The organism is Motiliproteus sp. MSK22-1, from assembly GCF_001968815.1.
Taxonomy (GTDB): Bacteria; Pseudomonadota; Gammaproteobacteria; order Pseudomonadales; family Balneatricaceae; genus Motiliproteus.
The window spans coordinates 230,733-242,794 of sequence record NZ_MIEQ01000044.1; the positions used below are offsets into that span (position 1 = coordinate 230,733).

Sequence of the window (12,062 nt, forward strand, 5' to 3'; positions counted from 1 at the left end):
ACCTCCATCGGCAGTACCGCAGAAACTCAAACCTCTGGCAGCAGAAACTCAAACAAATTAGCGAGATATCAATCAGATCATACAGTTGACTGCATAAAAAATGGCTCCACCGAATAAGCCAACTCCAGAACACTTCCTTGAAACAAAACCAATATGCTGTTGCAATACTCCAACATTGATATCGCATCCACAGGCGCTACAATGCCCAGTTCCTGTTCACTTCATCAGAGCTTGTTTTAACTCCATGGCCACTCCTCCATTTACACCCATACCACCCGTACCCAACGGCAAAACACGCTTTATCGGCAATATGAAAGGCTGCGCTCGCGGTTTACTCATTGCAGAACAGGCCAGACAACACAACAGCTTAACCCTGGTAATCGCGCAAAACTCAGAAAGTGCGGCTAGCTTAGCAGCCGAGATCCGTTTTTTTGGTGATGACCTTAAGACTCTTAGCTTTCCCGACTGGGAGACACTGCCTTATGACAGCTTTTCTCCTCATCAGGATATCATCTCCCAGCGCCTCTATTGCCTGCATCAACTACAGAACAGCAAACAAGCAGTCATCATTGTTCCAGCAGCCACTCTCATGCAACGCCTACCGCCGATAAGCTACCTGGCGGGACACAGCCTGATACTGAAAACAGGCCAACAACTGGACATGGAACAGATGCGAAACAATCTGAGTCAGGCCGGTTATCATGCAGTAGACACCGTTTACGAACACGGCGAATACGCCATTCGTGGCTCAATTATGGACATTTTTCCGATGGGTAGTGACTCCCCCTATCGAATTGACCTGTTCGACGATGAAATAGATACTCTCAGAACTTTTGATCCTGAAAATCAGCGCTCCATAGATCAGGTTGAATCTGTCAGATTATTACCGGCTAAAGAATTTCCAATTAACCAAACAGCCATCGCATATTTTCGCCAGCAATGGCGAGAACGTTTCGATGTAGATCCAAAACACTGCCCGACCTATCAGGACGTCAGCAATGGCATCGCCCCCCCGGGGATAGAATACTACCTGCCGTTGTTTTTTGACCAAACAAGCTCACTTACAGACTACCTGCCCGATACGACCCAGCTGTTTTGCGATACGGGCCTGGAAAGTGCCTGCCAGGAATTCTGGAGTGAAGTGACAAGCAGACACGAGAGCCGCAGCTACGATATTGAAAGACCTATCCTGTCGCCAAAAGATGCCTTCTTTGAAGTTAATCAAACCTTCTTAAATTTGAAGTCATTTCCACGAACGGAGTTATCCGCAGACAAGCTTCCCTCAAAAGCAGGAAGAATCAACTTAGCAGCCACAACTCCTCCCGAACTCCCTATCGATGCAAAAGCTACCAATCCGATGGAAAAGATACAGAAATTCCTCGAAAACCACACGGGAAGAGTGCTTTTTTGTGCAGAGTCTGCGGGGCGCCGCCAGGCACTACTGGAATTACTGGACCGCATTGCGCTGAAACCAGCTCTGGTAAAAAGCTGGCCAGAGTTTGTCGAAGGAGAATATAGCGCAGGAATCATTGTTGCTCCGCTGGAATCAGGACTCAGCCTATCAGACAGATGTATTGACCTGATCACTGAAAACCAACTGTTTGGGCAACGGGTTATGCAACGCCGTCGCCGCCACCAGGAGCAAGACAACAGCGACCTGATTTTCCGGAACCTCACCGAACTCCAAACCGGAGCCCCAGTCGTTCATGAACAACACGGCGTAGGAAGGTATTTGGGATTACAGGCCCTCGACCTTGACGGACAACGCAATGAGTTTCTGACTCTGGAGTATGCGGATGGGGCAAAACTCTATGTTCCGGTATCCTCACTGCACCTGATTTCCAGATATTCAGGCGCCAGCGATTCCATGGCCCCTCTGCACAAACTCGGCACCGAACAATGGAGCAAGGCCAAACGCAAAGCGATGGAAAAAATCCGGGATACGGCAGCAGAACTGCTTGATATCTATGCTCGCCGAGCCGCCAGAAAAGGACGTTCATTTCTACCACCTGATGAGCAGTTCGACGCATTTGTTGCCGGCTTTCCATTTGAAGAAACGCCCGACCAAGCCATTGCAATCAATGCTGTAATCAAAGATCTTACCAGCAAGACCCCAATGGATCGCCTGGTGTGCGGTGATGTTGGCTTCGGAAAAACAGAAGTAGCCCTTCGTGCGGCATTTATTGCCGTTCAAAACGGCCACCAGGTAGCAATACTGGCCCCGACAACCTTACTGGCTCAGCAACATCACCAGACCTTTCTCGACAGATTTGCCGATTGGCCCGTCAATATTGAAGTCATGTCTCGTTTCCGTAGCGCCAAAGAACAAAAAGCTACAACTGTCGGACTCAGCGAAGGGAAAGTTGATATTGTGATTGGCACTCATAAGCTGCTGCAAGGAAATATTGACTTCAAATCCCTTGGCTTGCTCATCATTGATGAAGAACATCGCTTCGGTGTACAACAGAAAGAACGGATTAAATCCTTACGAGCAAATATCGATATCCTCACATTGACAGCAACCCCAATCCCCAGAACCCTTAACATGTCAATGTCCGGTATCAGAGACCTGTCCATCATTGCAACCCCACCCGCCCGTCGGCTGTCGGTTAATACCTTTGTCAGAGAAAAAGACAAAAACCTCATCAAAGAAGCAATCCTGCGGGAGCTGCTGCGAGGCGGACAGGTCTATTACCTTCATAATGAAGTAAAGACCATAGACAACCTTGCCAGGGAAATTGAAGAGCTCATTCCTGAAGCAAGAGTCGCCATTGGCCACGGCCAGATGAGAGAGCGCGAACTGGAACAGGTGATGAGCGACTTCTACCACAAGCGATTCAACGTCCTGGTCTGTACAACCATCATAGAAACCGGCATCGACATCCCCAATGCCAACACGATAGTTATCGAACGAGCAGACAAGTTTGGTCTGGCCCAGTTGCATCAGTTGCGCGGCCGTGTAGGCCGCTCTCACCACCAGGCTTACGCCTACTTACTGACACCGAATAAACGTTCCATGACCCGAGATGCAGTGAAACGGCTGGATGCGATTGAAGCAGCATCTGATCTCGGTGCCGGCTTCACTCTGGCGACTCACGACCTTGAGATACGAGGAGCTGGAGAGTTACTTGGCGATGACCAAAGCGGTCAAATGGAAGGTATTGGCTTCAGTCTTTATATGGAGCTGCTTGAAGAAGCCATTGAAAGCATAAAAGCAGGAAAAACACCTTCCATGGACAAGCCTCTGAATATCGGTGCTGAAATAAATCTTCGCTTGCCCGCACTAATTCCTGATGACTACTTACCGGATGTCCACAACCGACTGATCCTTTACAAACGCATTGCCAACGCAAAAAACAAGACTGAACTCAAAGAACTCCAGGTAGAAATGATTGATCGCTTTGGTTTGCTGCCAGAACCGGTAAAGAACCTCTTCAGAATCACCCAACTGAAACTGAAAGGGCAACAGCTTGGTATCAGCAAACTTGAAGCAGGCCCCAACAATGGCCATGCCGAATTTAAAGCTGAAACCAAGGTTGACCCACTGATTCTTGTCAAGATGGTTCAATCGCAACCACAAAACTATAGACTTGAGGGCGGGAACCGTCTTAAATTCACCCTTAATATGGCAGCGGCAGAACAACGTTTCCAAGCAATGGAACGATTGCTCCAGCAACTTACCCCACAGGAACATTAATAGTGCTGAATCAAGCTGCGCTGAAACGGCTTGATTCAGAAGCGCCACTTTTACAGGAGTACTTTTTAAAGCACTCCAATCATCACAGGCATAATATCGATGACACGACCGCAGACACTGTTAACTCAACTTTTGCTGGCACTCACATTAGCAGCGGCACTGGTAGGCGGAACTAGAGCCGCAGCCCCCTGGTATCAGGTTGAACTTTTTGTTTTCAGCCAAAACCACCAAAGCCTGGCAGCAGAATTTTGGGACCATAACGCCATTCCCACACACCGCAATAACGCTCTTTACCTGCCACAAGCAGGGGTAACAGTGAATGACGGCTCCGCCTATCCAATACTCCCGGCTAAACGCAAATTGGCAATCAGCAAATCGTTGATGAAAAGAAATGGCTACAAACCCCTTTTCCATCGTGCCTGGAAACAGCCAATATACAGAAAGGGAAAAGCCCGCCCCATACGCATCACCGGAGGCAACAGACTCAACGATACCCGCTACGAACTTGAAGGTGACATATCGGTGGATATAGCACGCTATTTACACCTTCACACCAACCTGTTTTACACACTAAGAGTGGGTAACGGCTGGAAATCACCCTACAGCCCACAGCAGAGTGCGGATAGCGCGATACCACACGCGCCGGAAGAACCAACAGCCATCACTGAAAATCCGGATATTGAGGCACAACCCTCTTTAGCTCCGCTCAAGGACCCCAGCTTACTCAGTGTTAAAATGGAGCAAGGCAGAAGAATGCGAGGTAGTGAAACCCATTACCTTGATCACCCTATGTTCGGGCTTTTTATCAGACTCACTCGAATTGCTCCCCCCGCTCTGGGAAGCACAGAAGAACCCCCTTCCTCCAACCTGAAGGCAACAGCTGAAAAAACCCAGACCACCAACAATACAGCTCAGCTGTATGCTACCCAGTCTGCAATTCAGTGAGGAAAATCAGTAATAGAAGCGAATCAGCCCCCTGTAGAACACCTGTGGTTTTACGGAGAAGCCAACCTTGCATCGATGAATTTTTTTCACCTTTTAGCTGAAAAAGAGTCGTTTGAAGAGCCAACTCCCTCTCCGTAAAATACTACACATTCTTGTTGGACAGGGAATATTCCAGATCATCTCAAACCAATATCCCCTATTGGTCGGACGGGGTGAGAAGGATTCCACTCTGCTAAGGCAGATATATTCCGGCGTGAAGTTTTATCCTCATCATTTTTTTTGCCCTCCTTGCGAGGGCTTTTTTTTTACAAAACAATGCTGAACCCGCTGTACATAAATCCCAAAGGTTAAAAAGAGGTCATTCCAGCAGGTCTTTTATCTATAAGATACCACCCTCTCAATGATAAAGATCACACTGAAAGCAAGGATCAGACACCCGAGCGAATAAGCCCACCCAGACCAGCGTCTTCAAGAGCATTATTAAGCAAAGACCGAATCTCCTTCTCACTCCCCAGCTTTAATGCTTCAGCCAACAGCTGCTCCGTGTCTGATTTTTTAAAAGAGCGGATAACATGCTTGATACGAGGCAACCCGTGGGCATTCATACTTAAAGAATCCACACCTAACCCCAGCAGCAGCAACACCGCAGCAGGATCTGCCGCAAGCTCTCCGCAAAGACTGACATTGAGATCCAGCTTTCGGCTTTTCTCAACGATAAGGTGGAGTGCACGTACAACTGATGGATGAAGCCGACTAAACAAGCGAGCTACCTGGTCATTATTGCGATCCACTGCGAGCAGGTATTGAGTGAGATCATTGGTGCCGATGGACAAAAAATCCACCCGCTCAGCAAGAAAGTCCAGCAGAAACATGGTCGAAGGGACCTCAATCATAACGCCAATTGGAGGCCGGTTAACTTCAACTCCTTCCTCTTTTAAACTGGCAACAGACTTGTCCAGCAATAGCAAAAAAGCATCGACCTCATCAACACTGCTCACCATTGGCAACAGTATTTTAAGGTTTTCCAGTCCCTTACTCGCCCTTAGCATCGCCCTCAGCTGCCCACTGAAAATTTCAGGATGATCCAAAGTAAAACGAATCCCCCTCCAGCCCAAATAGGGGTTATCTTCATTGACAGGGAAATAAGGCAGCGGCTTATCACCGCCGATATCCAGCGTTCGCATGGTGACCGGACGAGGATAAAAGTCCTTCAACACCTTGCGGTAAAGACGATATTGCTCCTCTTCCGATGGAAAAGAGTCATGAATCATAAAGGGAATTTCAGTGCGGTAGAGCCCAATCCCTTCCGCCCCTTTCTCCAGACCTGGAGAAATATCTGCCAATAAGCCGGTATTAACCATCAGCGACAAGCGATAACCATCTCTGGTTTCTCCGGGCAAATGTCGCAGCTTATCCAAAGCGCGATCAAACTCGCTTTCCTGACGAACCAGTCGAATATACTCAGCCATCAACGCGCTCGAAGGCTGAAAATAAACCCGACCACGATAACCATCAACAATGCCGCTTTGACCTGCAAGCATTCTCAATGGGAGCTTCCCTACCCCCATCACCGCAGGCACCCCCAATGCTCCGGCAAGAATCGCTGTATGCGACAGGGCAGAACCTTGCTGACAGACAATCCCTGCGAGCTTCTCAGCAGGAACTTCAGCAATGTCTGACACACTGACCACATCACCAATCAAAATTACGGGTTGTCCATATTCGTTTGGCTTTGCATTAGGCTCAACAAGATAACGCAGAATCCTCAAGCCGATGTTACGAATATCCTCACCTCGGGCCTGAAAGTAAGGATCATCCATCTCTTCAAAAATTGCAGCATGCTCTTCTATCACCGACTTCAACGCCGCAGGAGCAATAAGCCCATCATATATCCGATTACGGATAGCCACCTGGAGATCATCGGACTCCAGGATCAAACGATACGCGTCAAAAATAGCCTGCACATCTCCGGGTGTATCAGCCATCTGCTGATGCCCTTGATCCAGCTCTTTCCCAACAGCCACCAGAGCCCGCTTAAAACTCAACAGTTCGGCGTCTTTGTCTAGCGCGCAAACCTCATCTACATCCTTAAAACTGATGCTGCCGCCGGCTCGAACAACCTTACCTATGCCAATACCTGACGAGCCAACTATCCCATCAATGTGAGTGTTGGCTTTCTTACGCCCCTTGAGAAGATTTGAAACTTTACCGCTGTTAATCGCGTGGCTGAGAGTCCCGGCCAACTGAGCGGCAACCGTAACAAGAAAGGCCTCATGCTCACTATCAAACTGCCGGCTCTCCTGCTGCTGAACCACCAACACCCCAACCACCTGGCGATAGTGAACAATAGGGACGCCTAAAAAGGCATGGAACAGCTCTTCGTTGGTTTCAGGAAAGTAATGAAAGCTGGGGTGCTGGAGAGCATCATCAGTTTTAAGCACTTGCTGGCGTTCAGCAATGGTTCCCACCAAACCATCACCGATAGGCATCCGCACATTGCCGACGGAGCCTGGATCCAGACCCTGAGTGCACATCAACACCAAATCACCACGATCAGCATCCATTAAATAGATACTGCAGACGTCTACAGACATCACGTCCTTAACCTGATCGGAAATCAGACGAAGAGATTCGTCCAATGTCGATGCCCCACTGACATCCTGAACAATCCGACGCAACCGGCCAAGACTCGGCATTCAAACTCCCCCAACCGTGGATCTTAAATCGACTTCAACCCCAATTAGCCGCAGCACATAGTCCGCAGCTCCTACCATATTCAATCATCACAAACTAAAAAGAAAGATATATGAAAAGAAAGACGGGTTAAAGTGGGCAAACAGCCCGTCCTCTCATACTGTCCTGGCTGGCAAACTCAACCACCCCAGTAAGACTACTCGCCTTTTCGAGGAGAATTCGGTAGGGGAAGAGAAGAAATTGAGCCTTTTGCGTCACTGATTTTACTGACCCCTTCTTTATTTACCTCATCAATACGAACAATGGCCTGCATTGGAATGAAACTGCGTTTAACATCAGAAAAGATGCCCTTTAATTTTTCTTCACCAGGATCGACCACCACCTGACTACGACTGCCAAAAACGAATTCCTCGACCTCAACAAACCCATACATATCGCTCTGATACACATGGCTCGCATAGAGTTCAAAAAGCTCATCCTGATTCACAAAGATAACTCGGTACATGCGTTTGGTTTTAGACATAACAATCAGACTTCACTGGTTGCAAAATTAGAATGGGGACCACAAAGCAAAATGGGGATGCCTATGGTAATTTCAAGATCATTCTTTTTGTCCATCAAAGCAATCTTTTTTAATACTGACGCCAGTCAATAGCGAGTGACGAAGACTAGGCCGAATCCATAGACTGGGATATAATAGGCGGTTTGTTTCCACCCATTGTTTTCGGATAGGTAAGTCGATCATGGCTAAGAAGTTGTTTATAAAAACCCACGGTTGCCAGATGAATGAGTATGATTCATCTCGCATTAGCGACCTGCTGGGCGAAAGCCATGCGATGGAGGTGACAGAGGATGAAAATGAAGCTGATGTATTGCTCCTTAATACCTGCTCAATACGAGAAAAGGCTCAGGAGAAGGTGTTTCACCAGCTAGGGCGCTGGAAGAAACTGAAAGCAGCCAATCCAGACGTCATGATAGGTGTTGGTGGCTGCGTTGCCAGTCAGGAAGGTGAAGCTATTCGCAAACGCGCCCCCCATGTGGATATGGTTTTTGGCCCCCAGACACTTCACCGGGTACCTGAAATGGTTGACCTGACCGCTCAAGGAAAAAGTGGTCATGTGGATGTCAGCTTTCCAGAAATTGAGAAATTCGACCGCCTTCCAGCCCCCTCTGTTAATGGCGTTGAAGCCTTTGTCTCAGTAATGGAAGGCTGTAGCAAATTCTGTACTTTCTGCGTCGTCCCCTACACCCGAGGGGAAGAAGTCAGTCGTCCCCTTAACGATGTTCTCAATGAGGTTAACCAGTTGGCAGAACAAGGCGTCCGTGAGGTCAACTTACTGGGACAGAATGTCAACGCCTATCAGGGGACCACAGCAGATGGAGATACGGCAGATCTTGCCGAGCTGATTGGTTACGTTGCCGCAATCGATGGCATTGACCGTATTCGTTTTACCACATCTCACCCGGTTGAGTTCAGCGACAGCCTGATACAGGCATTCGCCGATATTCCCGAGCTGGTAAGCCATGTCCACCTGCCTGTTCAAAGCGGATCTGACCGGATTTTAATGGCTATGAAGCGGGGACATACAGCACTGGAATACAAGTCAAAGATTCGGAAATTACGTGCAGTTCGACCGAATATCAGCTTGTCCTCAGATTTTATCATCGGCTTTCCCGGTGAAACAGATGCTGATTTTGAAGCCACTATGAACCTGATCCAACAAATCGGATTTGATCACTCATTCAGCTTTATTTATAGCCCGCGTCCCGGTACTCCTGCATCAGATCTACCCGATAGCACCAGTGAAGAAACCAAGAAACAGCGACTGGGAATACTACAACGCCGAATAATCAGCCAAGCCATGGATATCAGTCAGGCTATGGTCGATACTGAGCAGCAAGTACTCGTCAGTGGCTACTCCAAAAAAGATCCCGGTATGTTGCAGGGACGTACTGAAAACAATCGCGTCGTCAATTTTTCAGCAACTGACCCCGATTTAATTGGTCGCTTTGCAACGGTGCGCATCGTCCAAGCATACGCAAACAGCTTACTCGGGGAACTGATCAACGCAGAACTTGTTCAAATGAGTTAAACTGGCTATTACTAAGTTATAGTTTGTATCAGTTCTACGAAACAGGCCAACTTCCAAAAAATACACCATATTGGAAGGATAAGCGCTAGACAGGAACGTGCACATGTACAGATAAACAGGATCTCAGCCTGTGCACGGTATTATAGATATTGCGACGGTATCGGCACTTATGCCGTTAGCGTTCAATTAAAGAGGTAGAGTTTTTCCTTGACCACTGAAAATGCTGTTCGTTTAACCCTAGAACCTGACAACCCCACCGACCTCGCTAATCTTTGCGGCCAACTGGATGAGCACCTTCGACTCATCGAAAAGCGCTTAGACATACGCATCATGAACCGAGGAAACAATTTCCAGCTGATGGGCGATCACAAAACAACCCAGGTTGTGACCGATATTCTTCAGGACCTTTATGAAGAAGCGAAAACCGGGAGGCTTCTTACGCCGGAACTGGTCCACCTTTCTCTGCAGGAAGCTGATGTCGAGCATCAGCAGGATTCTGAAGGGTCCGCCCCTTTTTATTCGATTCAGACAAAAAAAGCGCTGATCCGCAGTCGCGGCCCCAATCAACGGAGCTATATCAAGAACATCCGTGATCTGGATATCAACTTTGGAATTGGCCCTGCAGGTACCGGAAAAACGTTTCTTGCAGTTGCCTGCGCCGTCGATGCACTTGAGCGCGAGGAAGTTCGACGTATATTGCTGGTCAGACCAGCCGTCGAAGCCGGTGAAAAACTCGGTTTTCTGCCTGGAGACCTCAGCCAGAAAATAGACCCTTACCTGCGTCCCCTCTATGATGCTCTTTACGAAATGCTGGGCTTTGAAACCGTTGGCAGGCTGATTGAGCGTAATATCATTGAAGTAGCGCCACTGGCATATATGCGTGGACGGACACTGAACCACTCCTTTGTTATTTTGGATGAAAGTCAAAACACAACCAAAGAACAGATGAAAATGTTCTTAACCCGAATCGGTTTTGGCTCCAGCGCCGTAATCACAGGTGACGTAACCCAAATTGATTTACCTCGTGGCACAGAGTCCGGGCTAAAGCACGCAATGAAAGTGCTGGACGGCGTCCCAGGCATAGGTGTAACACACTTCTTATCTAAAGATGTGGTACGCCATCCTCTGGTGCAACGAATAGTACAAGCCTATGACGCACTTGATGCTGCCCAGACAACGGACACAAAAACCCGAAAGAGTGTGCATTCCACTAATGCAACGTCTGCAGACAACGTAGTACCAGGCGAGAGCGCAACCAGTCTATGAATCTAGATCTGGATCTGCAGCTGGCTAGCGATGCTGACAATCTACCCAGGAAGGATCAGCTCCAATGCTGGGTAGAGAAAGCGTTATCTGGATACCGCGAAAATGCGGAAGTTACCATCCGTATTGTCGACAGCGCTGAAAGCCAATCCCTTAACGCCAGCTACCGTGGCAAAGACAAACCCACAAACGTTCTCTCCTTTCCTTTTGAAGCCCCGGAAGGGATTCAAATCGACCTGCTGGGTGATCTGGTCATTTGTGCTCCGGTGGTCGAAACTGAAGCCGGCGAGCAAAACAAATCAACTATCGACCACTGGGCACATATGGTAATTCACGGTATCCTGCATCTGCTGGGATTTGATCATATTGATGAAAATGATGCTCAGGAGATGGAAACTCTTGAGATTCAACTATTATCTGATATTGGTATTCCAAACCCCTACGAAGACAACACTTAATGGATATTGTTGGACAGCACTGATGAAACACACGAAGAGGCAACACCAATCATGAGCGAAGATCGATCGAGCAACGGCCAGACGAATAAGTCCTGGCTTGAACGACTCGCCCAATCGTTTTCCGATGAACCCAAGGATCAAAGCCAACTGCTAGAGTTGTTACGTAATGCTGAGAAGAGCAACGTGTTGGATACAGAAGCCTTAAGCATCATCGAAGGTGCTCTGGAAGTATCTGATATGCAGGTGCGGGAAATCATGATTCCTCGCCCACAGATGGTAGTTATTAATTCTGAACTAAGCCCAAAAGCATTTTTGCCAGAAATGATTGCGGCGGCTCATTCCCGCTTTCCCGTTATCGGAGAGTCTCCTGATGAAGTGATTGGCGTACTACTGGCCAAGGATCTCTTACCCTATGTACTAAAAGGTGGCGTAGAGAATTTTGATATCCGCAACCATCTTCGTAAAGCAACGTTCGTCCCGGAGAGCAAGCGCCTGAATATATTGCTGGAAGAGTTTCGTGCCAAGCGCAGCCACATGGCAATTGTTGTAGACGAATATGGTGGAGTCGCAGGCTTGGTAACAATCGAAGATGTTCTTGAACAGATTGTTGGTGAAATTGAAGACGAATATGATGCAGAAGCAGAAGACACCCAGATAAAGCAATTCGAAGACAATGGTTACATCGTAAAAGCACTGACACCGATTGAAGATTTTAATGACTACTTCAAGTCTCACTTTGATGACGATGAATTCGATACCATTGGTGGAATTGTTACACAGCGTTTTGGAAGGCTACCTCAACGGGAAGAAGCGGTGGATATCGGCGGGTTTAACTTCAAGGTACTCAATGCCGACAATCGTAGAATCCGCCTTTTACAGGTAAAGCCCATAGAGCAGATGAGCGAAGCCTGA

The 12,062-nt window shown here is 48.0% G+C and carries 8 protein-coding genes; 6 read left to right on the forward strand and 2 right to left on the reverse strand.

Annotated features, from left to right (window positions below):
• The first annotated feature begins 244 nt into the window (after positions 1–244).
• Positions 245–3,697, forward strand: a complete 3,453-nt coding sequence (gene mfd, locus BGP75_RS11640) for a transcription-repair coupling factor (RefSeq protein WP_076718779.1) — start codon at positions 245–247, stop codon at positions 3,695–3,697.
• Positions 3,698–3,796: 99 nt separating this feature from the next.
• A complete protein-coding gene (locus BGP75_RS11645; protein WP_076718780.1) occupies positions 3,797–4,642 on the forward strand; it encodes a CsiV family protein in 846 nt (281 codons plus the stop codon).
• A gap of 428 nt (positions 4,643–5,070) precedes the next feature.
• Here the strand turns inward: BGP75_RS11645 and ptsP are convergent, their stop codons facing one another.
• Positions 5,071–7,338: a phosphoenolpyruvate--protein phosphotransferase gene (gene ptsP, locus BGP75_RS11650; RefSeq protein ID WP_076718781.1), complete on the reverse strand. Its 2,268-nt coding sequence runs from the start codon at positions 7,336–7,338 to the stop codon at positions 5,071–5,073.
• Between the two features lie 194 nt (positions 7,339–7,532).
• Positions 7,533–7,859, reverse strand: coding sequence for a DUF1820 family protein (locus BGP75_RS11655; RefSeq protein ID WP_076718782.1), 327 nt, complete (start codon positions 7,857–7,859; stop codon positions 7,533–7,535).
• Between the two features lie 220 nt (positions 7,860–8,079).
• Here BGP75_RS11655 and miaB point away from each other — a divergent pair, with 220 nt between their 5' ends.
• From miaB to BGP75_RS11675, 4 genes are all read left to right on the forward strand, one after another.
• A complete protein-coding gene (miaB, locus tag BGP75_RS11660) occupies positions 8,080–9,429 on the forward strand; it encodes a tRNA (N6-isopentenyl adenosine(37)-C2)-methylthiotransferase MiaB (protein ID WP_076718783.1) in 1,350 nt (449 codons plus the stop codon).
• 207 nt (positions 9,430–9,636) lie between these two features.
• Positions 9,637–10,695 (forward strand): PhoH family protein, encoded by a 1,059-nt coding sequence (locus tag BGP75_RS11665; RefSeq protein WP_076718784.1) that lies wholly within the window; start codon positions 9,637–9,639, stop codon positions 10,693–10,695.
• The gene (gene ybeY / locus BGP75_RS11670; RefSeq protein WP_076718785.1) at positions 10,692–11,150 is read left to right on the forward strand and encodes an rRNA maturation RNase YbeY; all 459 of its coding nucleotides are present in this window, start codon (positions 10,692–10,694) and stop codon (positions 11,148–11,150) included. The genes BGP75_RS11665 and ybeY overlap by 4 nt, the downstream gene beginning before the upstream one ends.
• A 51-nt stretch (positions 11,151–11,201) precedes the next feature.
• A complete protein-coding gene (locus BGP75_RS11675; RefSeq protein ID WP_076718786.1) occupies positions 11,202–12,062 on the forward strand; it encodes an HlyC/CorC family transporter in 861 nt (286 codons plus the stop codon).